This window comes from Streptomyces sp. NPDC043870, assembly GCF_056435785.1.
In genome coordinates, this window is record NZ_JBWKDT010000015.1 from 51836 (window position 1) to 77052 (window position 25217).

General features: G+C 68.8%; 25 protein-coding genes and 1 other RNA gene. 14 read left to right on the top strand and 12 right to left on the bottom strand.

Features of this window, described 5'->3' with window-relative positions:
- The first annotated feature begins 64 nt into the window (after positions 1-64).
- From AC0699_RS20000 to AC0699_RS20030, 7 genes are all read left to right on the top strand, one after another.
- A complete protein-coding gene (locus tag AC0699_RS20000) occupies positions 65-1042 on the top strand; it encodes a hypothetical protein (protein ID WP_478661884.1) in 978 nt (325 codons plus the stop codon).
- Complete coding sequence (locus tag AC0699_RS20005) at positions 1042-2241, top strand: hypothetical protein (protein ID WP_478661887.1); 1200 nt, start codon at positions 1042-1044, stop codon at positions 2239-2241. The genes AC0699_RS20000 and AC0699_RS20005 overlap by 1 nt, the downstream gene beginning before the upstream one ends.
- Positions 2242-2296: 55 nt before the next feature.
- A complete protein-coding gene (locus AC0699_RS20010; protein ID WP_478661890.1) occupies positions 2297-6205 on the top strand; it encodes a hypothetical protein in 3909 nt (1302 codons plus the stop codon).
- 14 nt (positions 6206-6219) lie between these two features.
- Positions 6220-6594 carry a hypothetical protein gene (locus AC0699_RS20015; protein ID WP_478661892.1) on the top strand — a complete coding sequence of 125 codons (375 nt, stop codon included), beginning with the start codon at positions 6220-6222 and terminating at the stop codon, positions 6592-6594.
- Between the two features lie 122 nt (positions 6595-6716).
- Complete coding sequence (locus tag AC0699_RS20020; protein ID WP_478661895.1) at positions 6717-7127, top strand: hypothetical protein; 411 nt, start codon at positions 6717-6719, stop codon at positions 7125-7127.
- A gap of 76 nt (positions 7128-7203) precedes the next feature.
- Positions 7204-7524, top strand: coding sequence for a hypothetical protein (locus AC0699_RS20025; RefSeq protein WP_478661897.1), 321 nt, complete (start codon positions 7204-7206; stop codon positions 7522-7524).
- Between the two features lie 277 nt (positions 7525-7801).
- Entirely contained in the window at positions 7802-8635 is an 834-nt protein-coding gene (locus AC0699_RS20030; RefSeq protein WP_478661899.1) for a hypothetical protein, read from the top strand.
- Between the two features lie 563 nt (positions 8636-9198).
- On the opposite strand, the gene AC0699_RS20035 is transcribed toward AC0699_RS20030, so the two are convergent.
- The 7 genes from AC0699_RS20035 to AC0699_RS20065 all read right to left on the bottom strand — a co-directional run bounded on the left by AC0699_RS20035 (position 9199) and on the right by AC0699_RS20065 (position 15327).
- A complete protein-coding gene (locus AC0699_RS20035; RefSeq protein ID WP_478661901.1) occupies positions 9199-10824 on the bottom strand; it encodes a DEAD/DEAH box helicase family protein in 1626 nt (541 codons plus the stop codon).
- Between the two features lie 119 nt (positions 10825-10943).
- Complete coding sequence (locus AC0699_RS20040) at positions 10944-11357, bottom strand: hypothetical protein (RefSeq protein WP_478661904.1); 414 nt, start codon at positions 11355-11357, stop codon at positions 10944-10946.
- A 71-nt stretch (positions 11358-11428) separates the two neighbouring features.
- Positions 11429-12412: a hypothetical protein gene (locus AC0699_RS20045; protein ID WP_478661906.1), complete on the bottom strand. Its 984-nt coding sequence runs from the start codon at positions 12410-12412 to the stop codon at positions 11429-11431.
- 141 nt (positions 12413-12553) lie between these two features.
- Positions 12554-13354, bottom strand: a complete 801-nt coding sequence (locus AC0699_RS20050; RefSeq protein ID WP_478661909.1) for a P-loop NTPase family protein — start codon at positions 13352-13354, stop codon at positions 12554-12556.
- Positions 13355-13372: 18 nt separating this feature from the next.
- Positions 13373-14380, bottom strand: a complete 1008-nt coding sequence (locus tag AC0699_RS20055) for a hypothetical protein (protein WP_478661911.1) — start codon at positions 14378-14380, stop codon at positions 13373-13375.
- Positions 14377-14625, bottom strand: a complete 249-nt coding sequence (locus AC0699_RS20060; protein WP_478661913.1) for a FaeA/PapI family transcriptional regulator — start codon at positions 14623-14625, stop codon at positions 14377-14379. Before AC0699_RS20060 ends, AC0699_RS20055 begins: the two co-directional genes overlap by 4 nt.
- Before the next feature lie 117 nt (positions 14626-14742).
- Positions 14743-15327 carry a hypothetical protein gene (locus tag AC0699_RS20065; protein ID WP_478661915.1) on the bottom strand — a complete coding sequence of 195 codons (585 nt, stop codon included), beginning with the start codon at positions 15325-15327 and terminating at the stop codon, positions 14743-14745.
- Between the two features lie 466 nt (positions 15328-15793).
- On the opposite strand from AC0699_RS20065, the gene AC0699_RS20070 reads away from it, so the two are divergent.
- The 4 genes from AC0699_RS20070 (at position 15794) to AC0699_RS20085 (ending at position 18706) form a co-directional block, all read left to right on the top strand.
- Entirely contained in the window at positions 15794-16432 is a 639-nt protein-coding gene (locus AC0699_RS20070; protein WP_478661917.1) for a ParB N-terminal domain-containing protein, read from the top strand.
- 11 nt (positions 16433-16443) lie between these two features.
- A complete protein-coding gene (locus tag AC0699_RS20075) occupies positions 16444-17085 on the top strand; it encodes a hypothetical protein (RefSeq protein ID WP_478661920.1) in 642 nt (213 codons plus the stop codon).
- Between the two features lie 80 nt (positions 17086-17165).
- Positions 17166-18209 carry a peptidoglycan-binding protein gene (locus AC0699_RS20080; protein WP_478661922.1) on the top strand — a complete coding sequence of 348 codons (1044 nt, stop codon included), beginning with the start codon at positions 17166-17168 and terminating at the stop codon, positions 18207-18209.
- A gap of 59 nt (positions 18210-18268) precedes the next feature.
- A complete protein-coding gene (locus AC0699_RS20085; RefSeq protein WP_478661925.1) occupies positions 18269-18706 on the top strand; it encodes a single-stranded DNA-binding protein in 438 nt (145 codons plus the stop codon).
- A gap of 55 nt (positions 18707-18761) precedes the next feature.
- Here the strand turns inward: AC0699_RS20085 and AC0699_RS20090 are convergent, their stop codons facing one another.
- The 3 genes from AC0699_RS20090 to AC0699_RS20100 are packed head-to-tail and all read right to left on the bottom strand — an operon-like array spanning position 18762 to position 21407.
- Positions 18762-20369, bottom strand: a complete 1608-nt coding sequence (locus AC0699_RS20090; RefSeq protein WP_478661928.1) for a hypothetical protein — start codon at positions 20367-20369, stop codon at positions 18762-18764.
- Positions 20366-20755, bottom strand: a complete 390-nt coding sequence (locus AC0699_RS20095) for a hypothetical protein (RefSeq protein ID WP_478661930.1) — start codon at positions 20753-20755, stop codon at positions 20366-20368. Before AC0699_RS20095 ends, AC0699_RS20090 begins: the two co-directional genes overlap by 4 nt.
- Complete coding sequence (locus AC0699_RS20100; protein ID WP_478661932.1) at positions 20739-21407, bottom strand: RNA polymerase sigma factor; 669 nt, start codon at positions 21405-21407, stop codon at positions 20739-20741. The genes AC0699_RS20095 and AC0699_RS20100 overlap by 17 nt, the downstream gene beginning before the upstream one ends.
- A gap of 244 nt (positions 21408-21651) precedes the next feature.
- On the opposite strand from AC0699_RS20100, the gene AC0699_RS20105 reads away from it, so the two are divergent.
- From AC0699_RS20105 to AC0699_RS20115, 3 genes are all read left to right on the top strand, one after another.
- A complete protein-coding gene (locus tag AC0699_RS20105; protein ID WP_478661934.1) occupies positions 21652-21888 on the top strand; it encodes a hypothetical protein in 237 nt (78 codons plus the stop codon).
- A 192-nt stretch (positions 21889-22080) separates the two neighbouring features.
- The gene (locus AC0699_RS20110; protein WP_478661936.1) at positions 22081-22266 is read left to right on the top strand and encodes a helix-turn-helix domain-containing protein; all 186 of its coding nucleotides are present in this window, start codon (positions 22081-22083) and stop codon (positions 22264-22266) included.
- A 350-nt stretch (positions 22267-22616) separates the two neighbouring features.
- Complete coding sequence (locus AC0699_RS20115; protein WP_478661938.1) at positions 22617-23672, top strand: tyrosine-type recombinase/integrase; 1056 nt, start codon at positions 22617-22619, stop codon at positions 23670-23672.
- A gap of 416 nt (positions 23673-24088) precedes the next feature.
- Here the strand turns inward: AC0699_RS20115 and rnpB are convergent.
- An RNA gene (rnpB, locus tag AC0699_RS20120) (RNase P RNA component class A) lies at positions 24089-24501 on the bottom strand.
- 51 nt (positions 24502-24552) lie between these two features.
- On the bottom strand, positions 24553-25131 hold the full coding sequence (locus AC0699_RS20125; protein ID WP_478661941.1) for a Uma2 family endonuclease: 579 nt from the start codon (positions 25129-25131) through the stop codon (positions 24553-24555).
- Between the last annotated feature and the right edge of the window lie 86 nt (positions 25132-25217).

Genomic DNA, 25217 nt, shown 5'->3' on the forward strand with positions numbered 1-25217 from the left:
GACGTAAAGCCCCGACCGAGGAGACAGTCCGCTGCCACAACACCGAGCAGCGGAGGTAGACACCATGCCGTGGGACAGCGTGCCCTGGTTCACCGAGGGCGGCGCCGAGCACTCGTCGGAGGTCGCCCGACTGCTGGCGTACGCGGCGTTCGGCGGCGCCGAGGGTGTGGTCGGGGTGGGCGACCTCGCAGTGAGGGCGCTGTCCTCCCCGGCGGCCGCCGTGCAGATCCGCACCGGGGCGTGCGCCATCATCAACAAGGCCGCGGGTGCTCCGTATCAGGCGTACGCGGCGCGGCTCCCCACCGGCGATCAGGTGCCGATCGCTGCGACCGGCGTATCGGCGCGCAGCGACCTGATCGTCGCGCGGATCGAGAACCCCTACTCGTACGGCGAGACGTGGCCCAACCCCTCAGACCCGAAGGTCGGCCCCTACGTCTACACCCGGGTGATCTCCGGCGTACCCAAGACGACCACGAACATCCGGCAGGTCCGGCCCGCCGACTCCGCGATCACCCTGGCGCGCATCGACATCCCGGCGAACACCTCCACCATCACGCCAGCCATGATCAAGGACCTGCGGGACATGGTCAGCCCTCGCCGAGAACGGCGTCTCTACACGGGCTTCCCCAGCGCGCTGAGCACGCTCAACTACTCCGACAACAAATGGCACGCCTGGCCTGGAGAACCCGCCCGCTGGAACGTCGACGTGCCGCTGTGGGCAACCAAGGTCAAGATCGTGACGACTCTGGCCGGCTTCCGCATGACCCGGGCCGATGTGTACGCGTCCATGCAGAACGTCTTCGGGGGCATCCTCGGCCAGAACACAGCCATCGACGACGACCAGGGCAACAACACCCGGCGCAGCACCATCGTGATCGCCGACAGCCTCAGTGTTCCCGCAGCCATGCGCGGTACGACGCAGACCCTGTCTCTGCAGACTTACATGTCGAGGAGCGAGACCGGTGACGTGTCCGTGGACGGCTCCACGTCGATCGTCGCCGACGTCGAGTTCTCCGAAGCCCCGGACCCGGAAGAGGGCTGATGCCGGGCGGCTGGCGGTTCATCGCCCAACGCGCTCTCCCCGAGACCATCTTGGACTGGGAGGTGCCTCTCGCCCTGTCCTCGAACCCCAAGAGGGATCTGTCCGGGCCCGGATCGATGAACGGGACGATCGAGCCCGAGTACGCGCGCATGATCGGCCCCGACGGCAAGCCGATCCTTCAGGAGTGGGGCACCAAGCTCTATCTGGAGATCGAGGGGCACATCCGGTGGGGAGGCGTCGTCACCCAAACCGCGTACGACGGTCCCAAGGCCACCGTGAACTGCGAGGGCTTCACGGCATACCCGCAGGGCATCCCGTACGAGTCCTACATGATCTCCGGGGCACTGATCACCCCGAAAGATCCGTACGCGGGCCGGGACAAGAACCATGACGGGTGGGTGGACGGCAAGAAGGGCAAGCAGCGCGTCCCGCCGCCGCCCAAGCCCTACGGCGGCCCACGCATCGACACCTACGACGCCTTCCGAAACATCTGGGCGCACGTCCAGTCCCGCCCGTACGGCAACATCGGTCTTAAGATCGACACCCACGACCTCGGTGAGAAACTGGGCGCCGCCGACGGCTCCGACCCGTGGGAACTGGCCTGGTGGGACAACCCGGATTGCGGCCAAACCCTGGACACCTTGACCCGCACGACCCCGTTCGACTGGGTCGAGTCCCATGCGTGGGCCGGCAGCGGCAACGCCATCGACCACAGGCTGACCCTGGGCAAGCCTCGGCTCGGCAGGAAACGCGCCGACCTGCGATTCGCCGACGGCGAGAACATCATGGCCATCGCGCGCCCCGAGGGCATGGGCGACGACTACGCCAACGAGGCCGTCGTCCTGGGCAAGGGCGAAGGCCGCAAGATGAAGAGAGCCCAGGTCCACCGTTACGACGGGCGGCTGCGCAGGGTCGCCACCGTCACCGACAAGACTCTCTCGGCCGACAAGTCGCTGCGCACGCGCGGCGAGCGGGAACTGGCCGGCCGCACGCAGGCCCTGCAGATCCCCGCCATCCAGATCATCGACCACCCCAACGCCCCGCTCGGCTCTTGGGCGCTCGGCGACGACATCCGCGTCCAGGTGCACGTTCCGTGGGTCGGTGATGTGGACGTGTGGCACCGCATCGTCAGCGACGAGATCAGCGCCGACGGCATGGTCGTCCTGTCCTTGAAGCGCTCCGACAGCTTCCACTACTGACCCGGGCGCGGGCAGCGCGCGACGTAAGCCCCCGCGGCCTCGCAGCATCCGCGCCATGGTCAACTTCCTGGACACGCAGTCGGACGCCACACAGCTCGCGAAGCTGCTGGCGGAGTACGACCGCAGGCTCCAGGCATTGGAGCGCACCACGCAGGCCGCCCACACCTCCATCGAGGGCGGCTCGATGGACATCTACGACGCCGATGGCACCCTGAAGGGCTCGGTCGGCGTCCAGCCCGACGGTGGCGTGGCCCTGGTCCCGGTCAACACCGCTCCGCCGCCAACGCCGAGCCCGCCCACCGTTGAACCGGTCCTCGCCGGTCTGCTCGTCGGCTGGGACGGGCTGTGGGACGACTCCTACACAACCCCCTCCGACTTCTCCCTCATCCAGGTCCACGTCGGGCCGGCCGCCGACTTCACCCCCGACCTCTCCACCCTCGTCGCCACGATCACTGCGCCGCTGGGCGGCACCGTCACGATCGCCATCGAGGGCTACGCCCCGGTGTGGGTGCGCCTCGTCGGGGCGAACACCGCGGCGCTCACCGGGCCCGCGTCGCTCGCGACGGAGGGCACCCCGCGGCAGGCCGTGCCGCAGGACTTGATCGACGGGATCGTCACCGAGACGAAGCTCGCCCAGAGCGCGGTGACCGCGGCGAAGATCGCGCTCGGCGCGGTCGGCTCCACAGCTCTCGCCTCCGGCGCGGTCCTTGAAGACAAGCTGTCCAAGGCTGCGGTCACCCTCGACAAGATCGCCCAGGGCGCGGTCACCATGAACGCCCTGGGCGGCGCCCTCTCCGACAGCGCCGCTCAGCGCTACGTCGACGCCATGGCCGAACCGGCCGCCTGGCAGATCGTGGGCAAGGGCACCGGGGCCGCCTGGGCGCACCTATCGGGGATCGCCGACGCTCCGACCGGGCACACCGTCGGGCAGGCGTCCGGCTTCATCCGCGTACGCGGAACGACGCTCATCCCGTACGAGCCCGGAACGCTGTATCGGATCAGCGCCCGCATCCGCCTTACCGCGCCCCTGCCCACGGGCACGGACTCGTTCTACGTGGGCGCGCTCGGCATCGGAGCGGACGAGACGACCCTGGTCAACCGCAACGGAGCCGATTCCACGAACAGCCACTACTACGCCGCCGCCTCCGGCCGCTCGATCACCACCGGGGACGGGTGGGTGACCGTCGTCGGCTATCTCAAGGACCGCGCGGCCGCCGGGGCGAACGGCTCGGCCGGCCCGAACGGCGATCCGCGTACAGCGGGCCTGGTCCACCAGAACGTGCGGTTCATCGTCCCGTACCTGTGGCTGAACTATGCCTCGGAGTTGGTCGCCAACTCGCCGAACCTCATGCAGGTCGACGCGGTCACCGTCGAGGCGCTGAAGACGGGCCTGGTCGACAGCACGAACCTGGTGGTCGGCTCGGTGACCACCGCGGCGCTCGCTACCGACTCCGTGACTGCCGGGAAGGTGGCGGCCGACGCGATCGGCGCGCGCGAGATACAGGCGAACTCCGTGACCGCCATCGAGCTCGCGGCCGGCTCGGTGACCACCGACAAGTTGACGGTCACCGGCGGCAGCAACATCCTGCCCGACCCGTCCTTCGAGGGCATCCTGACCGCGACGCTGGTCAAGGACCTGTCGTACGCCACGCAGGACAAGACCCGCGGCAACGGCTCCGCATCCTCGATAAAGATGGACGGCCGGTCGGCCACGGCCGTCTACCGCGACGTTCCCCTCACGCTGATACCCGCCCTCGCCGGGGACCAGCTCTACCTCGCGTGCGACTACTACCTGTCGGCGGACTGGGCTGGGAACTCCGTCAACATCATGGCCCGCTGGGAGGACTCGGCGGGCGCCATCCTCGGCTACGGCGTCGTCGGCTCCGGCACGACACCCGTGCGCGAGTCCTGGACCCGCCTCACGGGCACCGTCACCGCCCCGGCTGGCACTGTACGCGCGAGCATCCGCCTGCAGAACGCCAACACCACTGCTGGTGATGCCTGGTTCGACAACGCCGCTGTCCGCCCGGTCGTCCCCGGTGTGCAGATCGCCGACGGCGCGATCACCGCGCCGAAGATCCTCGCCGGAGCCATCACCACCGACAAGCTCGTCGCGCTCGCGGTGACTGCCGAGAAAATCGCTTCCCTCGCCATCACCACGGACAAGCTCAACGCCCTGTCCGTCACCGCGGACAAGCTCGCCGTCAACTCCGTCACCGCCTCCAAGATCGAGGCCGGAGCGATCGACGCCAACCACATCAAGGCCGGTGCCATCACCGCCGACAAGCTCTCCCTCGGCACGGACGGCAACCTCATAGCCGACCCCTCGTTCGAGGGGGCCGCCAGCGACCAGCGGCTCGTGGGACAGACGTGGTGGTCGGCCGTCACCCCCGGCAACAACACCCCGCGCGCTGTGCAGGTCAACGCCACCGCCGCGGCGGCCACCACCCGTACGCTCACCCTCGCCCTGGCTCCCGCGGTGCCCGGCCAGAAGATGTTCCTGGCCATGGACTACTTCGCCTCCAGCGACTGGGCCGGGGTCCGGGTGAGCATCTACGCCCGCTGGGAGGACGCCGCCGGCGCGACGCTCGGGTACAGCACCATCACCACCGGGGACGGCAACGTGGTGCGGGGATCCTGGCAGCGCATCCAGGGTGTGCCGCCCGAAGCGGCGCCGGTCGGCACTGTGCGGGTCCGCATCGCGCTATCCACCGTGGACTCCACCTCGGGAACGGTGTCGTACGACAACGCCCAGGCGCGTCCAGTCCTCAGCTCCGGCTCCGCCGGCGGCCGCGCAGAGCTGTCCCCGCTCGGTCTCATGCTCTACGACGGCGACGACCAGGAGGCGGTCGCTCTCGTCACGGGCAGGCCGAACTATCTGACGTTCTCCAACGACGGGCAAGCCGTCGCCACCGTGGACCAGTTCGGCAACGCGGGATTCGGCGACCTCAGCGTGGCCGGTGACCTGACCGTGGGCGGCGACCCCATCAAGGGCCTGATGTCGAGCTCCGCCCGTGGACTCGTCGCCATCGACTACCAGGCTACTTCTGTCTCGGCGAGCACCACTGACTTCGGCTATGTCGAGCTGTCCTTCGAATCTGACACCAGCCGCATGTACCGCGTCGTCCTGGATTGCTATGCCGACCCGTCCGCCGCGGGCGGCGAACTGGTGCTTGCGCTCAAGGACGGTGGGGCTTCAGCCCCAACGATCGGCTCGCCACAGATCCAGTCCGCCATCCACCCCATGCCAACCGCTGGCCTGCGGCGCGTCCGCATGGAAACGATCCGGTCCGGAGCAGCCTTCGGCGCTGGACTGCACCGGCTTCTGACGACGTTCCGGTGCCAGGGCGGGCCGAGCGGCCAGACGGTGAACCTCCTCGGCGGGACCACCTACCACGGGCTCTTCTACGTCGAAGACGTCGGCCCGTACATCCCGGAGACCGGCCAGTACAACACCGGCGGCGGCACCTCGACTCCGCCGAAGAAGACGTACACCAAGACCTACGCGGCGAGCTGGTCGGGCTCGTACGCCAACCGCGGCGCCTACAACAGCTACTACGGCAACCAGATGATGTGCGGCTACTACAGCTCCACCAACGGCACACAAGCCTCGCTGGTGGGCTTTCCGGCGGCCCTGGGCACCGACCTGTCAGGCGCAACGATCAACAAAGCAGAGATCTACCTCTACTTTGACCACTGGTACTCGAACTCGGGCGGAACGGCCGTCATCAAGGCCCACAAGCACACCTCGCGCCCGAGCACCTTCTCTTCGGACTCCGAGGCCAAGTCCGTCACCTGGGCTCGCAATCAGGGCAAATGGGTCGACATCACGAGCGTCTTCGACTCCACCACCTGGCGCGGCATCGCCCTCGACCCCAACAGCACCTCCTCGACGTACTACGGCTCCGCCCGCGGCGTCGGCGAGACCTACCCCCCGCAGCTCCGCGTCACCTACACCAAGTAGCCCTGGAGGTCGCCATGTCCGTGTCCACGCTGCTCAGCGAACACGACCTGCTGATGCGCAACACCAAGTTCGCCGCCAGGGTCCGCGCCGCCTTCACCCGCGTCGCCCGGGAAATCCTCGCCGAGGATCCCACCACCCCCGGAAACCCACTGCGCGTTTCTCTCGCCAGAACCGTCCTCAACCCCGGCGACTGGAACACCCCCGGACTTGCCCCGGTCATCGCCGCAGACCCCGCCGTCTCCGCCGCAGCCGCCGCCGGATACATCTCCGACACCCCCGACAGCGCCCAAGCAGCCGTAAGCGACGACCTCATCCTTGCCGCCGTTCGGAGCGCCTGGAACATCACCGCCGGCGTCACGCCCGACCAGCAGGAAGCGGCCAGTCCCTGACAGGAGGTTGGGGCGCGACGCAAGCCGCACGGCGCGGCACCGTACGCGCTGTGGGGAGCCGCGGACCCTCGGCGGTCCCGGCTCCCGCGCACCTTATGACCGACCGACCGAGGAGAGTGCCAGTGGATGGGCTCGTCTCGCTGGCGCCCGTACTCGCTCCCCTCTTCGGGATGATCGGCGGACTGGGCGGCGCGTGGCTGGTATACCGGCAGAACAAGCGCAAGAACGACAGCGACGCCCAGGTGTCCGCGGTGAAGACCGTTACTGACGGATTCACGAGCCTCCTGGAGCAGCAACGCGCGGCCGCGACCCAGACCCTGGAGCGGATGGCGTCCCTCGAAGCGAAGTACAGCGACCTCGAGCGCCGCGTCGAGCACCTTCAGGAGGAACAGCGGCAGTGGCGCCGCTGGAAGGCCGCCGCGATCGAGTACATCCACGACCTGCGCGACCTGGTCCACCACGTGCTGCACCGTCCGGCGCCGGACCCGCCCAACGAGATCGCCGCCGACGTCGAGCAGCGCGACACCGAGTAGCCCAGCGCACGACACAAGCCCGCCGGCACCCGCACGCTCTGCCCGCCACATCACCCAGTAGAAGGGCAGAACTCCCATGTCGACTCTCGACTCCATCACCACCGGCGCTCAGGTCGGCGCCCTCCTCCCGCTGCTCACCGCGATCGTCCAGCGCCCGGCCTGGTCGGCGGAGGTGAAGAAGGTGGTGGCCGTCGTCCTCGCCCTGGTTGCGGGCGTCGTCACCGTGGCGGCGTCCGGCGGCTGGGAGCAGTTCCAGCACGGCACGCTCACCTTCGCCACGATCGCTGCAGTCCTCGCCGCCTCACAGGCGACGTACGACCTGATCTGGAAGCCGAGCAAGGTCGCCCCGGCGATCGAGTCGGTTACCAGCCCGAAGCCCCCAGAAGCGGCCGGATAGCGCTGCGGGTGGATGGCCGCCGGGCGCCGGCGGGTATCATCCGCACGAAGGTGGCCGCCTCGCCGCCGAACTCACTGCGTTGAGGGCTTGCTGGTATCCGGTTCTTTGGGGATTCCCTTTCGACCGGGGTCATGCCAGGGAAACAGGTCCGAGACCACTGCGCGCGTGCAGAGCGCCCAGGGCCGGAGAGCGGTTGCTCCTGCGTAGACCCGGCACACGGAGTGGGTTCGGTCGCGAGGCGGCCATCGCCTACTACGCACCAGGAGGAGCCGCGGGAATGGCCGACGCGCAGCCACCTGCCGAGAAGGTCACGGCAGAGGTCAAGCGCCTGACGGAGATGTCGCATCAGGCGTTCTTCGAGGCGTGGACCATTTTCGTACAGGGCGGCACGGACCGGAGAGTCCCCCGGGAGGTCCAGGCGGCTGCCTTCCGCTCACGGGACCTGGCCAGCCGGACGCTCACCGCGGCCGATCGCGCAGCCCGCGAGTTCAAGTCTGTCGTGGTCAGGCGCGACGGCGAGTCCAAGCGCGACTACCAGGCCCGGATCAGCGCCTTCCGTGCTCAGCTCCAGGAGGCCCGGCAGCCCATCGTGGCCGCGGTCGAGGACGAGGCGTTCGACGAGGCCGAGTACCTGGTGCAGCTCGACGACGAGGCGTTTGCCGAAGAGTGGTCGAAGTTCGTCCGGCAGGTCGCCGGCCGCGCGCGGTCAGGTCGCGACGCCGTTCAGGGCCTCGCCTTCCGCTCACCCGAGGTGGCGCCACGCACACAAGCTCTGGCCATCCAGATGATGCGGACCCCCGAGAAATTCCTGCCTCCCGTGGAGGACGAGTCACGCAAGGAGCACGCCGCGCGCATCTCGCAGCTGCGCTCGCGGCTGGAGGCTGAGCTGCGATTCCTGCAGTACACCCTGAACTACTCGGTGGCACGGTGGGGCCGGATGCCGACCGCGCCAAACTACCGTCTCCAGGCGATGCGGCTACTCGCCGAGAAGTACCCCGAGGAGTTCTCCCGACTACGCAACGCGGTGCGCGCGGATGCGCAGAAGGCGCGCGACGAGGTACGCAGGGAGAAGCGCGCCGCGCGCCGGGGGCAGGGCCACCCGGCGAACTGACGCGCCACCCTCATCTTGGGCGCGCCCGGATTGGGCGCGCCCGTCTTCATGTCCGAGCGCACCGCGCGCCATCGAGGCGCGCTCGTCCCTGGCCGTACGGCGCCCGAGCCACCAAGGCGCGTCGGGCGTGACTGGGCGCGCTTCGGATCGGGCGCGCCTCACGAATCCGCAGGTCAACGGGTGGCGCGCCGCCTGGTAGCGCGTCCATTGGGTGCGCGGCGCGCCTGCCTGGTGGCGCGCCCCCAGAGTGCCGGCGCGCCCTGGCGGGGCGCGCCTGGGCTGAGGATGGCGCGCCAACGGATAGCGCGCGCTCCTGGTGCGCTCGGCGTTGATGCCGGGCGGGGCGCGCCTGGCGCGGTACAGGTGGCGCGCCGTTCCCGCCTGTAGCGCGCCGTCGGGACGAGGGGCGCGCGCTCGTCGGACATGTCGAAGGCGCGCCCGTGCGGTGGCTGGGTCGCGCGGGCGCGCCTTCGGCAGGTGACGTGCCGTGATGCGGCGGGCGTGCCCCACTCCCCCGATATGACAGATCACGGCGGGCCCGGCGCGCGTCACCTCACGTCACGTCATCCGACGGTGGCGAGGTCGGCGTAGAGGGGCGCGAACATGTCGGCGATCTTCAGCTCCGGCTTACCTGCGAGGCGGTAGGCGTTGGCGATGTTCCGCTCGCCGTTTTCCTCCAGGAGGGCAATGACCATGGGACGGTGCTCCAGGACGTGCGTCCGCAGCTTGGTCATCGGCGGCGGCGTGGCCTCGTTGTTCGGGTCGGCAATCGGCTCCAGATGCTCTTGCATGGACAGGCCCAGGATGCGGGCCTGGATCTCTGCCTCGGTGAGCAGCACCGACATCACCCTGTTGACCCGCTTCGTCTGGGCGGTCCGGGGCCGGGGAAGGTCCTGCGGCTCCTCCGCCTCGCTGACGTCCTCGGGCCGCTCGGTCACGGGCGGCTCGGCGTCCGGGTCCGGGGGCGGCGGAGTCTCCTCCCCGTCCGGCTCGGACTCTGTCCCGTCCGACGGATCATGCCGGTCCTCGTCGCCGGTCTGGTCGGACGGCGTCTGCCCCTCGCCGAGCGGGTTGATGCCGCTCTCGCTGGCCTGCGCTTCTTCGGCTTTGGACTTGAGGTGGTCGAGCGACTTCGTGATCAGCTCGTCGGCGCTCATCACGCCCCACGCGGTCTCCGTCTTCACGGCCTTGAGGGTGCGGCGGCCGTGCTCCTCCCGCAGCTCGCGCAGGGCGTTCTCTGGGTCCGTGGGGTGCATGAGGGCGTCGCGGATCATCTTGGCGGCCTGCTCTCCGGTGAGGGGCTGGGCCTGTCGTGCCGCGGGCTGTCGCGGGGCGGATTGCTGCGGCTGCTGGTTCTGCTCGGTCAGGTCGGCGTCGGGGCGGACCTCGTATGCGGAGCGGGACTCGGCGGCGTCGTGCAGGCCAAGGCGGCGCAGCAGGGTGTCCAAGGTGAAGTCGTGGAACCGCTGGGTCTCACCGGGCTGGATCTCCATGTGCAGGCTGCGCACGCCGGTGAGCCATGCTTCGCCGATGGCGTGCAGGTCCACGATCGCGTCGACGGCCGCGGGCAAGTTCTTCTCCGCCTTCACCTTCCGGGTGGTGTTGCGGGTCGGCTTGTCGTTCTCGAATGCGGTGACGATCTCGGTTCGGGCGAGCAGCAGGCACGGGCCCTGGTGGCGACGCAGGAGCCACAGGACCTCGCCCCAGCGGTCCTTGGCCCGGTTCCACAGGTCAGAGTCGATGACGACCGGATCGTCAAGGGTGGGCACTCGGGAGCGGTTGCGCTGCGCTTTGCGAATGGCTCGGTTGCGCGCGTACATGGCGATCTCGTCGCTGAGCATGTCCCACAGCGAGGTCATGGAGTCGATGACCAGCATGTTCGGCTTGCCGTCGACGCGGGGCTGGTGGTTCACCCAGCGGATCGCGTCAAGGATGTCCTGGTACGAGCCGTCGTGCGAAACGATCTCGTAGTCGGCGCCGGGCACGCGACCGTAGTAGTCGGCGGTCCCCTCGGTGCCGCCAATCTCGATCCAGTAGGTCGTGCCGATGAGGTCGGAGCCGGAGCCGCGGGCGGCTTCGTAGCTCTTGCCGGACTTCTCGGGGCCGGTGAGCAGGATGATGGGCGGGTTCGGCTTGCCGGTGGGCTTCCGGCTCTTGCGAGTGCGCTGGGGCACGGTGATTCCAGCCACGGAATGGGGGCCTTTCGCTTCGGGTCTTCCGGGTTGCTCTCCCGGATGCTGCGGCGTACAGGGCCCTAGCCTCTCGCCCTGACGTCCGCTGTACTATTCTAACGGTTCGGGGCCGAGAATCAATCCGCTTGCAGCAGGCCAGAGGCCGGATTCTCCGCTACCGGATCCGCGTCGTCGCGGTGTACCCGGTACCAGGTGTCCAGGTCTCGCGCATCGCCGTCGATCCCCTCGAACGCCTCCGTCGGCGCGGCCTGCCACTCGGTGACCGCCTCCGCGTACTCGCTCTGCGCCGTTCGGGCGTCGCGCCGGTTCAGGGCCTGCGTGATCACCTGCCACGACGTCCCTGCCAGGGCTTCGCTGAGCACTACCAGGTCGACGAGTTCGTTGGCCAGCACCCGCAATCGCCGCGCCTCCTCGATCCGCACACGAGCGCCCGCGCTGGAGTTGATGTTGCCCACGCCGTGCCGGGCGACATCGGACAGGTCGCGGTACGCGCGGGCGACTGCGAGCCGGGCCAGGGTCTCAGTGGTCATGGAGGCGTCCGATCGTGCCAGCGGCGAGCGCCCCGAATCGGGTGCGCCCGCCGCGGGTTAGGTGCAGAACGTCAGGATGCCTGAGCGGAATCGCTACGGGCCTCAAGCCCTTCCAGGTTCACGCCGTCGCCGCGCTCCCCCAGTTTCTCCGCCCGGTAGCGGGCCTCGAAGCGCGGGCCGACGTTCTTCCGCCCATTCTGGGGGCTCTGCCCTATTCGGCGGCCGAGTTGCGTCGGGTTCAGGTCTCCACGCGTACCGAAGCGGTGCTCCTCGCCTGCGTCCTTGGCCTCCTTGTAGAGGGCGTACAGCTCCTCCTCGGCCAGCACGGTCACCGGCTCGATCTCCGGTGCGGTCTCGGACTCTTGCTCCTCCGGCTTTGGCTCCTCGTCCTGCGGTGCGGGCGCCTGTTCGTCGCCCTGCTCCGGCGCCTTGGGCTTCGGTGCCGGGGTCTTCGCCGCAGGGCGCGGAGCTGCTGACGCCTTCCGGGGAGTGGGCAGCGAGGCCACCGCGTCGAGCAGTGCCCCTGTCCCGTTCTCGTCGACCCAGTCCGATCCCGCACCGCGCGCCCGGACGAAGCCGGAGATGTGCAGTCCGAAGCTGCCGCCGAGCGGCACCATCGCGGCGACGGCGCTCCCGACGACGTACACGTAGACCTGGTTGTCCGCCATGACGGTCGGTGCGCCGCCCGTGCTGAACCACTCGCTCAGCGCGACCACGGCGTGGCCCACGTTCGCGGCGATCGAGATGCATAGCAGGAATCCGAAGATCAGCCAGAGCGACCAGTAGTAGCCGCCCTCGCGGCCGTCCGCGCCGCGTCGGCGGATCGAGGTGACCGCACCGGCGTTGAAGGCAAGGAGTAGTTCGAGGGCGACCGCCATCGCGCCGGCGGCGAGGCCGGGGAAGCCGATGAGCGTTCCTGCCCAGTGGAGTTGGTAGAGGGAGGCGAGCATCATCCCGAAGCCTGCGGCCGCGGCTCCGATGCGCAGGTTGCGGTGCCAATCTCGCAGCTCCCGCTCGCCCTGGGTGATGGCACGTATGGTGGGCAGCTTCGGCAAGACACGTCCCTTTCGTTCGGGTCTTCCCGAGGGACCTATGCTCGTCGGTCCTCGGGTTGCCCAAACGATATAGCGTCCGCGTCTGCCTCGCTGCACCTGATCGTTGTCCGCGGCGCCACCCCCCGTTTCACGGGCTCGAGTTCACCAGTCGAGCGGCTTGCGTGGAGTGCGCCGGTCCGGCCCGACCACCTTCGCCAGGTACGCCCGGTCCTCAATGCGCGAGAGGAGCCGTTCGCCCAGCACCGCCTTGATGCCGTCGCGCTTGAGGTTGGTCGAGAACACGGTGGGGCGGCCGGAGGCGAGCCGGGAGCCGACCAGGTCGGTCGTCTCCCTGCGGACGAACTCCGTCTGCACGCCGTCCATCTCGCCACACAGTTCGTCAAGGATCAGCAGGTCCGGGTCCTCGACGTGCCGCCTCCGGATCTCGAAGCGGCTCAGCCCGTCGGGGCCACCGTCGGGGCGGCGCCAGGTGAGGTACGTGGAGTGCTGCACAAACCGCACGAGCAAGCCACGCTCCGCCGCCTCGTTACCGAGCGCGGCGACCGCCGTGGTCTTCCCCGAGCCGATGTTCCCGGACACGATGAAGTGCATGGTGCTGGGCCGCGCCTTCTTCCTCTTGGCCTCGACAAGCGAGTCGAGCCAGCCGCCGAGCGCCTGGGGCCGCTGGTAATCGTCGAGATCGGCGAACCGCCACTTCAGGTAGTCGTCGTGATCAGCGGCCTTCATGCTGTTCTTCCATGCAAGTGCGCGGGCGTTGGCCTGCGGTACGGACACGTCTTCCCACAGTTCGAGTTCATCGCCCTCATCGGGCAGGGCAGGTATGCCGAGCTGCGAGAGGTCGGCCCCTCCACGTCGCAGGACCGCAAGCAGTCGGTCGGTGACCTCGAACAGTCGCTTCGGCTCGCGCTCGGGGATGAAGCGCTCTGCTGCCATGGTGCTCACCGCTCGTTCTCCTTGGCGTCAGGCAGGGACGATGCCGAACTCGGCACCGTCGTCGTGGACTTCGGGGATGTGCGCGGGCGCAGGGCTGGCCTTGTCGTTCACGCCCCAGGTCGCAGCGTCGCTGTAGGGGGCGGGACGGCCGCCGTACTGGGCGGGCATAGGCCTGTTGTTCCGCTCGTCACTCAGCGCCCGTTGGAACTGGTGCGCTGTCGGGAAATGGACGCCCGTGCGCTGAAATGCCTTGGCTACCTGTTTCTGCGTGTACTGCGCATCCAGGGCCTGCTCGCTGAGCTTGAGGAGGCCGAAGTACCAGCCAGACCGCTTCTTGCCCGCGTACGGGCCGAGATGCTGCGTGGCGTGGTCGTAGTACCACGTGGCGACTTCCTGCGCGGGCGTCTTCTCCCTGGCCGCTTCCTTCTCTTCGCCGGGCTGCGCCTGTGTGTCCGGGGTGCTGCTCGTCGGCTCGTCGCCCTGCTTCTTGGCGGCAGCGCGGGCCGCGGCCGGCGGGGTGGTGCGCGGCTTCTTCTTCGGCTTCGGCTGCGGTTCGGGGTCGGCGGCCGCATCGTTGTCCGGTTCCCCGGCGGGTGCGTCGGGGCTGGATGCGAAGCCGTCGGGGCCGAGGCTGCCGTCGGCGTAGCGGACGCGGAAGCTGCCGTCTTCTTGCTCGACGACGGGGATGTCGAGCTTCTTGTCAAAGGTGACGTAGTCCTGGGCCCATTGCTCGACGGGGTACTCACTGACCGCCGCGCCCATCCCGGTCGTACCGTCGAGGAAGCGACGTCGCTCAAGCCGGTAGTACCCGTGTGCAGCCAGTTCGTGGAGGGCCTTGCGTACGGCATCGCGTCCCTCGCGCCCCTCGCCCCGGGCGAGTTGTTCGGAGCGGACGTTCCAACTGTCGGACTGATCGAGGCAGTACGTGAGCACGCCGAGGGCGCGGTAGCTGAGGCGGGTGTCGCGGGCAGTCGTGGATTCGACCTGGACGTAGTGTCCGCGGCGGTTGCGGCGCACCGCGTTGCGGTTGGTCACGCGGCTGCCTCGTTCGTCGTCGCGGGCAGCAGGCGGAAGTGGGTGTGCCACGTCTTGCGGCCGTGGGCGCCCATCTCGTAGACGCGCCGGGACTCGACCATGCCCTCTGCCCTTAGTTCGGAGAGGGGTTCACGAGCTTGGTGGTTGGTCAGGCTGCACGCGTCGGCGGCTTCCTGGACGGTGACCCAGCTGCCCCGGCTGTAGTGGAGGAAATAGCAGTACAGGCGAAACGCACGATCGGACATGCCTCCGGCAAGTGCCGGTGCGATGTCAACGGTTCTGCTGGACAAGGCGGTAGTCCTTCGGGAGGGAGCCCGGCCGCGGTGAGGGGCGGCCGGGCCGTCGTTCGACGGTGCGCGGGGCTACTGCTGCTCGGGGCTGCGGTCCGGCGCGGCGGGGAGCATGGGCACACCGCGCAGCAGACTGTCGAGCTCTCCCTTGTGGAACGCCTCCAAGACGGCTTCCTGGCCGCCTTCCTTCCAGCGGAGGGACACCGAGCCGGTGGGCTTGCCGCCGGGGATGCGGGTGATGCCGGGGATCACTTCGCCCGTGGTCTTGTCAACGATGGCGCCGGTGGCCTTGTCGTACTTCGAGAGCTTGAGCATCTTGTCGCGGAACGCGGGGCGGGCCTGGATGATCACCTCGACCTCGCCGTGTTCCTCCGCGAAGGCGTTGAACGCCTCCTCGTCGTCGACGACGTACTTGTCCTTGGAGATCGCCACCGTGTGTGTGGCGACAGCGATGCCGTTGACCTTGGCGTCGATGGACTTTGTGCTGCTCTCGGGGTCGTCGTACGCGGTGAGGAGCGGACCCTTCACTGCGGCGATCTTCTCGTCGATCGCGGGGACGACGTGGTCCTTGAACAGCTTCGCGAAGACCGAGAGGAGCGCGGCGTCACCCAGGGACAGGACGGGCTCCGGCGTCTGGTCGACGTCGTCGTACGACATGCGGGGGTCCTTTCTCACCCAGGGCGTGGCCCAGGGCTTTTCGGGTCTGTCCTGGGCGGGGCGCAGAGGGCTTCGCCTGTAAGTACGTCGATTGGCGAAATCTGTGACACCTAGGCCCAGGTGGCTGGGTTGCTCTCCCAGCCACGGCAAATAGTACAGCACGCGTCGCATCGCGTACACGCCCGCGTCTGAACTCGCAGATCGGGGCGGCAGATTGCCAGCCCCGCGACACAAGTCAGCCGTACCCCCTACTTTCCGCGTGGCTCTCCCACCCCTGGTGACGTCGCCCGAGGCGGGACGGGCCCCGGTACCGCCCCATCCGGAAAGAGGGCGGTCCCGGCCCGGCGGCGGGAGCGGCCCGGCCATGACGGCATGCCCCGCTTGCGAGGCGGGGCGCCGCGGTTGAAGTCCGCGGGCTCGCAGACCGCGCCCGCCGCCGGCACTCCGAACCGCCGGAAGGACTGCCGTGACCGAGACCGTGCCCGCACCCCGTCACACCACCTACATTCCGCTGACCGACCTCGCCCCCGCGCCCGGAAACCCGAAGAAGCACGAGGTCGAGCGGATCATCGAGAGCATCACCACACACGGCTTCGTCGACCAGCCCATCGCCGACGAGCGCACCAGCACCATCCTCGGCGGGCACGGCCGCCGTGTCGCCCTGATCGAGATGCAGTCGCGCGGCGCCCCGCTCCCGGACGGGCTTCTCCTGGACAACGACGGCGGCTGGCTCATCCCGGTTCAACGCGGGTGGGCTTCCCGATCCGACGCCGAGGCCAAGGCCCTGAACATAAAGCTCAACAAGATCGGCGCCGACGGCGGCTGGCATCCTCGTTCCCTCGCCACGTACCTCGAAGACATCGTGACCGCCGACGCCGAGCTGTTCGACTCGCTCGCCATTCCTGAAGACGAGCTGGAGAGCCTGCTGCGCCAGGTCGATCCCGAGACGCTGCCCGGCGCCGTCAACGAGGACCAGGCGCCCGTGTTTCACCTGCCTGACGAAGGCGCGGACGGCGAGGGTGACGGGCTCAGCCCGGACGACGAGGGACGCGCACGTCTGACCACCTGCCCGGCCTGCGGGCACGCGTTCACGCCCGGACGCTGAGGAGCCCCGCCATGTCCAACCGCCGCAAGCCGCGCCGCCCCGAGATCGGAGGGCGCCCCACCCTGTTGTCCGAGGTGGTCGAGGGCCGGATCGTCGCCGCGTGCCGGACCGGCATCGCTGTCGAGCTTGCCGTCGAGGCGGCCGGCATCTCGAGCTCGACCTACCGCCGGTGGATGGCCCGCGGCCGCGCCGAGATCGCCGCGAGAGAAGACGGGCAGGCCCCGAACGAGGAGGAGGACGCGTACGTCGCCTTGTTCGAGAGGGTCCGCACGGCCCGCGCCGTTGCTGCGGCCCGCGCCGTGGCCAACATTCGCCGGGTCGCCGATGGCGGGATCGTCACGAAGGTCACGACGAGGAAGTTCCGGGACCCAGAGACCGGGCAGATCGTCGAGGAGGTCACCGAGGACCGTACGGCTCCGGACTGGCGTGCCGACGCGTGGTATCTGGAGCGTCAGCACCGCCACCATTACGGCAAGGACGCCGCTCTGGCTGTCGAGATCACTGGCTTGGACAGCATCGAAGCCGCTCAGGAGGAACGCGTCGACCTCACGGCTCTCGCCGAGAGACTGAACAAGACGCTGTTCGCGGTGCAGTACCCCGACCCGCCGGAGCTGGAAGACGGCGTCGTGGACGCCGAGGTGATCGACGGCTGACCGGCAGCGCGCGACACTACCTGGAGCAGACCTGCACGGTGCTCCCTCCCTGACCACAGTCACCGGAGGGCACACCACCCATGCAGATCATCTCCCGCGCCAAGTGGGGCGCGAAGCCCTGGATTGGCACCCCGGCCACCATCCCTCTCGCGCGCCGCACCGAGTTCTTCGTGCATTACGACGGCGGCACCCCGATCACCCGCACCGGCTACGCGATCATGCGCGCCATCGAAGCCGAGCACCGCGGTCAGGGCTGGGCGGGCGTCGGCTACAACTTCGTAGTCGACCAGGCCGGGAACGTGTACGAGGGCCGCGGCTGGAACCTCCAGGGCGCCCACTGCCCGAACCACAACGTGTCCGGTATCGGCGTGCAGATCGCCATTGGCGGCGGCCAGGAGCCCAGTGCGAAGGCGCTCGCGGCGTGCCGCGCCCTGTATGAGGAGGCGTGCAAGAAGACCGGCCGCACCCTGGCCAAGCGCGGGCACAAGGACGGGTTCGCCACGGCCTGCCCCGGCACGAAGCTCTACGCCTGGGTGGAGGCGGGCATGCCGGCCGGAAGCTACAAGCCTGCGTCGGACCCCGGCGGCTCCACCGGCTCGGGGGCGTCCATCGCCCGCTACCAGGTCACCCTCGACGGGCTGACGTACGGCTACGGTGCCAAGGGCGCCCACGTGACCAAGGTCGGCGAGGCCCTGGTGAAGCGGGGATTCGGCAAGCACTACACCTCCGGCCCCGGCGCGACGTGGACGGACGTCGACACCGCGAACTACGCCGACTTCCAGAAGTCGCTGGGCTACAGCGGCAAGGCCGCGGACGGCGTCCCCGGCGCGGACTCCCTCAAGAAGCTGCTCGGCTCCCTGCCCAGCAAGGTCGTTGCAAAGCCTGCGCCCCCGTTCCCCGGCGCCTCGTACTTCGGCCCCGGAAAGAACAACTCCCACATCACGATCCTCGGCAAGCAACTCGTGAAGAAGGGCTACGGCAAGCACTACACGTCCGGACCGGGTCCGAAGTGGTCGGACGCGGACCGGAGGAACGTCCGCGACTTCCAGCGCGCGCACTCCCAGCTCAAGGGCGACGCGGACGGCATCCCCGGACCGCTCACCTGGAAGCTCCTGTTCTCCTAACCCGCTGTGCCGCCCCGCCCAACGACGGGGCGGCTGCGCCCCACCTGAAAGGCCCTCCTGTGGCAGGCGAGACCGTCATCACCCTGATCGGCAACCTGGTCGACGACCCGGAACTCCGCTTCACCCCGTCCGGCGCCGCCGTGGCGAAGTTCCGCGTCGCCTCAACCCCGCGCACCTTTGACCGGCAGACCAACGAGTGGAAGGACGGCGAGAGCCTGTTCCTGACCTGCGCCGTGTGGCGCCAGGCGGCGGAGAACGCGGCCGAGTCACTTACGCGCGGCACCCGCGTCATCGTGCAGGGCCGCCTCAAGCAGCGCTCGTACGAGGATCGCGAGAGCGTCAAACGCACCGTGTACGAACTCGACGTCGAGGACGTCGGGGTGAGCCTGAAGAACGCGACCGCGAAGGTCACCAAGACCGGCGGGCAACGACCGGCCGCAGCGCCAGCCGGACGTCCGGTGGCCGACGACCAGTGGGCGACTGAGCCGCCCTTCTGACCCGTACCGGAACGAGAACGCGCCGCGCAGGTGGTCTCCTGCGCGGCGCGTCGTGCTACGCGTCCGGGGCAATCCAGGCTTGCGGAAGCGCCAGCAACTCCCCGTCGACTGCGTCCTCGTCGCCTACGGGCGTGGTGTCGTCCTGCGCGGGCGGGCCCGGCTGCTCGGCCCAAACGCCACCCTCTTCGGCGGGCGGCTGCGGCGTGGCGGGGTCCGGCTCTTGCGGCGGTGCTGGCGCCTCGGCGACCGGCGGCGCAGGCTCGGTCGAAGCCGGGTCCGGCTGCTCCGGCTGAATCGGCGGGGCAGGCTCGGTCGTTGACTCGTCCTTGCCCGGTTCCGGCTCCGGCGTCGGGGCGGGCTTCTCCGCTACCGGCTCCTCGGACTTCTCGGTCGGCTTCGGGTCCGGCGCAGGGTCGGGGCTGGGCGCCGTGGTCTCCTGCGACGGCTCGGAGGAGGTGCCCGTCGGCGTCGGCTCAGAACCTGCCGCCGCTGCTTCGGTGACCGGCACGACGTTGCCACCCGTGTGCGTGTTCTCGTCTGGCTGGGGCACCACCGGAGGCGATTCGATGCCCGCGGCGAGGGCCACGATGTCGTCCTCGTCCCGGCCCACACGCGAGGGAACATCGTCGCTCATCCCGAGCACGGCCCGAGCTGCCATCAACACGGGCGCGTCGACTGGGGCATCCTGCGGCGCGAAAAGAATCGCGCGCACGTCATGCTCGTCGAGCCCTAGCGTGCCCAGCGTGAGCGCCGCCAACCGGGACGGCAGCGGCTCCATCCCGCCCATGACCCGCGCGTTGGCGGGCACCTTCTTCGGTGCCGAGCGCAGCAGCTCCAGGTACTCCTTCAGCCGCGCCTTGTCAGTGCCCCACAGCACGTACCGGCCGAAGCGAACCATGTTCGGGTACAGCTCCGGCGAGCCGTCCTGCAGAGTCCATGTCTCGGCGTACTCGGCGTCTCCGAAAATACGCAGCCCAATGCGCTCCAACCCGTACGAGAACATGAAGATCGTGCTGTCCGGCCCGGTGGCAGCCTTGGTCGCCATCACCATCCCGTCGGAGTCGGTGCACTCCGCTTCCAGGTTGTCGATGGGATTGCAGTCGATCTTCCCCGCATCGGAGAAGTCCATGAAGTCGCGGGCCGTGAACGGCTCCGGCCCCAGGTTCTGGTCGCTGGGCTTCCTGTCGGACGCATCGGCGGAGTTCGGGCTCGCGTCCGGGGCGCTCGCTGCCGTCGAGGCCGGGTCGGCTCCCGTGAAGTGGCCCAGCGCCCACGTCCCAGCGAACGCCGGCAGTAGGGCCGCGGCGATGGCCCACTTCTTCGCTCGGCCGCTCGAGCGGGCGGACGACGGCGGCTGGGCAGGGGGCGGCGGCACGTCGACGGGCGGGGCGGGGTCGATGGGCCCCAGCAGCTCGTCAAAGTCCTTGAACTCGGTGCAATGCTCGCGCACCAGGCGCTCCACCTGCTCCAGGGGCAGGTCCGGCATGGCGGAGCTGACCTGCCGTACGGCGGAGCCGAAGGACTGCGGGCTCAGGAACAGGTGACGCTCACCGTTGATGTTGACCACGCCGACGTCCGTGAGCGGCACATCGTCCTCGCCATCCTCCGGGCTGAGGATGTGGATCTGCACCGGCGGAAGGCCCTCGGGTATCGCACTGCTCAACTCTGCCGGTCTCTTTCCTCGGTGCTCTGCAGGATGCGCGCGATGCGGGCGGCCGTCTTTTCGGCACGCTCGGGCGTGATGGCCTCGATGTCGGTGAGGACGAGCTGGCCGCCGCCAGGCAGCTCGATCTCCTCGCGGTGGATCTCCGGCTCGTCCAGGCCGTCGCCCGTTCCGGCGTCCTCGCGGGACTCCTGCGGATTCTGCGCGCGCTCGTACTCGCGGAGCATCGCTTCCTTGGCGGCACGCACCCGCGCAGGGCTGCGTCGGGTGCCGGGCCGCAGTGCGCCCGCGGCGGCCAGCATCTGTCGGGTCTCCTCGTCGTGAGGGACCGGCCCGCCGTCAAGCGCCCGCTCCAGGCGCTCGCTCTGGTCAGCGCGTCGCGACATGCGCCCTCGCCTCTCGTGTTTCAACCCGTGTACCGACAACTCTGTTAGTGCCCACTGCCGCCGTCAGCAGTTCCTCGATCAGCTGGGAAGACGACTCCCCAGCCGGCATGACCTCGGCGAGTTTGCGCAGTGACCGTACCGTCAATGTACGCACGGCACCGTCCGTCTTCCCCATGATCTCCGCCGTGCGCCCAGGGCTTTCCCCGTCGAAGAACCGCAGGGTCAGGACCTGCTGCTGCTCTGGGCGCAGCTTATGCATGTGTGCCGCAACGGCTTCGGCCAGGGCACGCCGCTCGGCGTACTCCTCCGGCCCATGGCCGACGCGTGGCCGGTCGAGTTCGAGATGATCGGCGTACAGCACTTCGGAGGGACGCCGCTGCACAGACCGCAGGTAGTCCAGCGCACGGTTCTTCGTGATCGTGCGCAGCCAGGCGTGAAAGTTCGTACCTGGCCGGTACTTGCTGATGTTCTGGGCGACCTTCAGCCAGACCTCCTGGCTCAGGTCCTCGGCGATGTGCCCGTCGCGGACGTAGAACCGCACCCAGTTGTAGACGGTGTCGGTGAGTTCGTCGTACAGCGCCGCGATGGCATCGGCCCCGTCCGTGCCGCCCGCTGCGGCGCGCGCGACGAGGTCTTCCAGAGTGTCGGTCACGGCGTGCTGTCCCCCCAAGAGCCAGTGCTGCGTTGATGCGCTGCACGCTGCCCACGCGGCGGCTCCACTGCTTCCCCACAGGAGGAGCGGCCCGTTCCGGGCAACGTTGAGGCAGCATAACCGGCCATTTGCGGATTCCGTCGAACGGGTTAGCGATATCAGGTGCCACTCCCTGTGATATATGGTGCAGCACGCGTCGGGAGAGCAACCCGGCGCCGAGACCCGAACCGAAAGGACCACGGTCATGTCCCCGCACATGGACGCCGACCGCGCGCTGATGCTCCTCCCGTACGACGAGTGGATCTCCGTCGGCACTGCGTCGCAGCGCACCAAGATCACCCACCAGGCCGCCGCCCGGGTCGTGCGCGAGGGACGCCGCCGTGGCGTCCTGCGCACCCGCGGCAAAGGCGCGGCCCAGGAGGTCATGCGCATCTACCCCGGACCGCGCCGCCCGAGCATGAGGGCGACCGCGGCCCGCTGAGCCGATCCGGCCGAGACCACCGCCGCTTCCGTCACCTCAACGCGCCCCCTCGCACCACGGACTCATTGGAATCTGCCCGGGTGTAACAGATTCCGCTAGCCGACGTACGTATCGGTGCCGGACTGAACACAACCGGCTCCGTCCGGCCGGAACGGTCCGCCGGGGGACATCTACGAGAAGGCAAGGACGACGATGGCTCGCGGTGGCTCCAACGTATTGCTGAGTTTCGAGACGATTGCCGAGCGAATGGACGTCACAAAGCGCACGGTGCTCGACAACTACAGGAACTGGGATATCCCCATCGTGCGCGTCAGCGACCGCATTCTTCGCGTCCGAGAACGCGATTTTGAGGCATGGATCGAAGCGCGCACGGAATGAATTCCGCACGCCGACGTGGGCGCCGTTGCCGCGAATAGAAGGTCCATCACCGCTCGTCCAGCCCTCCGCCCGTCGGGCTTGACCAGCCACGGCTGCGCCTACGTAGAGTCCAACTCCCCTGGCCAGGGAGTCACCTGAGAATCAACCAATATCGCGAGAGGCGTCCCGTGGCACGCAAGCCCACTGTCTACAAAAGGTGCGACTGCCCTGACCAGAACAGGCCGAAGAAGGGCGGGTGCGGCCATAGCTGGTCCTACAACCGCACGACTGACGAAGGCAGTCGCACGCGCGCGACGATCCCCGAATCAATCGGCCTGACGCAGGCTCAAGCACAGGCGATCCTCGACGGAATGGCCCCAGGTGCAACCCCTGAGCCCGTCGAAACAAACCTCACCTTCAAGCAGTGGGCAGCCGACTGGCTGGGAAGACGACGCGCCAAGGAGATCAGCGTCGCGAGCTACGAGACCGCCGTCCGCGTCCACCTCAACCCCCGCTGGGGAAGCAAGCGCCTTCGCACCATCAAGAAGGCCCAAGTCGAGGCGTGGGTACAGGAGATGGAAGCCAACAAGGGCCTCGCCAACTCCACCGCGGAGGGGCACTGGAAGGTCTTCAAGATGATCATCAAGGACGCCCTCCAGAACGGAAAGATCGCGTCCAACCCCACGTACGAGGTAGACGGGCCCTACGTCGCCGAATCGACCTCCTACGTCTTCAGCCCGGACGAGTGCTGGGCGATCTATGACGAGTTTCCCAAGCGGTACCGCCTCATACCCATGCTCGGGTTCGCGTGCGGACTCCGCCAAGCAGAGGCCCTGGCCGTGTGCGACGACGTCATCGGCACGGACAGCAAGCTGCTCACCGTGCGCCGACAGATCCTCCGGACCAAGGAGACGCGTTACAGCCCCACGCTCGTCGACAGGCTCAAGACGAGCCCGCGCCTGAACACCAAAGACGTCCCGATGCCGCCATACCTGGTGGACGCCCTGGAGGAGTTCATGGAGCAGCAGCCGCCACGGGTCACCCAGAACGTCCTGTGGGAGCACAAGAAGACGCTCACCGAGTGCAAGCGCGGCACAGCACGCGCCCTGTTCTGGAGCGCGCGCAACAATCTCATCTGCCGGAACCACTTCAACGACGACGCGTGGAAGCCCACGCTGCGGAAGCTGGGGATCAAGGACGAGAAGGGGAACCTCCCCACCTTCCATGACCTCCGGCACACATTCATCTCCACGTGCCTCCAGAACGGAATCCCCGAGCACACCGTGGCCGCGTGGGTCGGCGACTCCGTCGAGGAGCTGCGCCGGACGTACAGCCACCTCCTGCGGAATCACGCGGACACGCACGGTGCCATCGCCGCGAGCCTCACGGCGCGGCCGGCACGGTCCGCCGAGCCTGTCGCAGCGTGACCTCAGCGCCTCTCCGGGCGCCGTACGAAGAACCTCAGCGGGGCTGAGGCCGACACCGGCCTCAGCCCCGTTGGCGCGCTTACCGCCCGCAGAACCGCGGATCTATCCGGGGCAGTCAGAGAGGTACAACCTCATCACGCGCCGCGCGACGTCCCAGCGGCACGCTCCGACTCATCAAAGGGCCAGGCCAGAGGCGTCCTGCCGCAGGTGAGGAGCGGAATCGAGCAGTCTCGTGCACCGCCGCGCCATGGCTACTTTCATGGCTACGTACGTAGCCGCGCGACCCCGTTTGAACCGGTGCGGACCGGGGTCTGGTCAGGCTCCCTGATCTACGAAAAAAGGGCCCCCGACCAAGAGAACTACCTGGTCAGGGGCCCTGAGTACGGCCCCCCGCCCCCTTGCGGGGGCGAGGGCGAGAGACGAGTCGACCTGTACGCCGGGTTCTGTGCCCCGGGACCTCGCGGTCGTCGGGGCGACGGCCATCCATCTAGGGCCGGTGTTGCCACCGGCCTCGTGCGGTCTACCCGCGGACTCGGGCGGGCAGCCCTCGATCGTCCGCGCAGGGCCACCGTCCCTTTCGGGGGTGGCCCCTCTTGACCTTGCTCCGGGTGGGGTTTACCGAGCCGCCTGAGTCACCTCAGGCGCTGGTGGTCTCTTACACCACCGTTTCACCCTTACCGGGGACCGAGGTCCCCGGCGGTCTGTTTTCTGTGGCACTGTCCCGCGGGTCACCCCGGGTGGGCGTTACCCACCACCCTGCCCTGTGGAGCCCGGACGTTCCTCGGGAGGCGCCCCGAAGGGTTCCTCACGCGGCCGCCCGCCCGGCTCGTCTGCCGTGGTGACCATGCTACCCGGGCGGTGCGGACCCCGAGCGCGCGCCTCAGACGAAGGCGGCGGTGTCCAGTTCGAACGCGAACGGCTCGGGCAGGGGCAGGACCTTGCCGAAGTGGATGGCGCGCCGCTGGAGGTAGTCACCGTGCTCGGGCTCACTGAAGAGGGTGAGCGCCGACGTGCCCCGGTCGGTCAGCAGATACAGGGGGATGGCGGCTCGTGCGTAGCAGCGGCGTTTGGCCTCGCGGTCCATGTTCGGGCGGGTGGAGGTCACCTCCATCACCATGGCCACGCCGTCAGCGGGCATCCACGAGTCGGCGCCACGGAACAGTCGCAGCTCGGTGGGCGCGAACGTGCCGTCGGGGATGAGATGGTCCCTCGAACTGTCGGGCGCGCTCTTCAGCTTGAGGCCCTTGTTCCCGGAGAAATCCATGTCGGTGCTCGAACGCCTGATCACCTGCTTCACGATCAGGTTGATGTAGTCCTCATGGTCCCCGTCCGGCGGCGGTGTCACAACGATCTCCCCCTCGATCAGCTCCGCGCGGAAGCCCTCCGGCGTGTCCAGCGCCAGGAAGCCCTCCAGCAGGACGTCCGCCTGCGTGAGCGGTTCATGCGGCACGGCAGTCATGTCGCGCTCCTTCCTCGGTCGCTCGCCAGACTGGGACATCGCTGCACCCGCCGTCCGTGAGAGGGGACTGTTTCCCTCGATCGTGG

What these genes read in the sequence shown, in the direction of transcription:
- AC0699_RS20000 (WP_478661884.1), top strand. Translation starts at nt 65, where the DNA reads ATGCCGTGGGACAGCGTGCCCTGGTTCACCGAGGGCGGCGCCGAGCAC.
- AC0699_RS20005 (WP_478661887.1), top strand. Translation starts at nt 1,042, where the DNA reads ATGCCGGGCGGCTGGCGGTTCATCGCCCAACGCGCTCTCCCCGAGACC.
- AC0699_RS20010 (WP_478661890.1), top strand. Translation starts at nt 2,297, where the DNA reads ATGGTCAACTTCCTGGACACGCAGTCGGACGCCACACAGCTCGCGAAG.
- AC0699_RS20015 (WP_478661892.1), top strand. Translation starts at nt 6,220, where the DNA reads ATGTCCGTGTCCACGCTGCTCAGCGAACACGACCTGCTGATGCGCAAC.
- AC0699_RS20025 (WP_478661897.1), top strand. Translation starts at nt 7,204, where the DNA reads ATGTCGACTCTCGACTCCATCACCACCGGCGCTCAGGTCGGCGCCCTC.
- AC0699_RS20030 (WP_478661899.1), top strand. Translation starts at nt 7,802, where the DNA reads ATGGCCGACGCGCAGCCACCTGCCGAGAAGGTCACGGCAGAGGTCAAG.
- AC0699_RS20040 (WP_478661904.1), bottom strand. Translation starts at nt 11,357, where the DNA reads ATGACCACTGAGACCCTGGCCCGGCTCGCAGTCGCCCGCGCGTACCGC.
- AC0699_RS20060 (WP_478661913.1), bottom strand. Translation starts at nt 14,625, where the DNA reads ATGTCCGATCGTGCGTTTCGCCTGTACTGCTATTTCCTCCACTACAGC.
- AC0699_RS20065 (WP_478661915.1), bottom strand. Translation starts at nt 15,327, where the DNA reads ATGTCGTACGACGACGTCGACCAGACGCCGGAGCCCGTCCTGTCCCTG.
- AC0699_RS20075 (WP_478661920.1), top strand. Translation starts at nt 16,444, where the DNA reads ATGTCCAACCGCCGCAAGCCGCGCCGCCCCGAGATCGGAGGGCGCCCC.
- AC0699_RS20080 (WP_478661922.1), top strand. Translation starts at nt 17,166, where the DNA reads ATGCAGATCATCTCCCGCGCCAAGTGGGGCGCGAAGCCCTGGATTGGC.
- AC0699_RS20095 (WP_478661930.1), bottom strand. Translation starts at nt 20,755, where the DNA reads ATGTCGCGACGCGCTGACCAGAGCGAGCGCCTGGAGCGGGCGCTTGAC.
- AC0699_RS20105 (WP_478661934.1), top strand. Translation starts at nt 21,652, where the DNA reads ATGTCCCCGCACATGGACGCCGACCGCGCGCTGATGCTCCTCCCGTAC.
- AC0699_RS20110 (WP_478661936.1), top strand. Translation starts at nt 22,081, where the DNA reads ATGGCTCGCGGTGGCTCCAACGTATTGCTGAGTTTCGAGACGATTGCC.
- AC0699_RS20115 (WP_478661938.1), top strand. Translation starts at nt 22,617, where the DNA reads ATGGCCCCAGGTGCAACCCCTGAGCCCGTCGAAACAAACCTCACCTTC.
- AC0699_RS20125 (WP_478661941.1), bottom strand. Translation starts at nt 25,131, where the DNA reads ATGACTGCCGTGCCGCATGAACCGCTCACGCAGGCGGACGTCCTGCTG.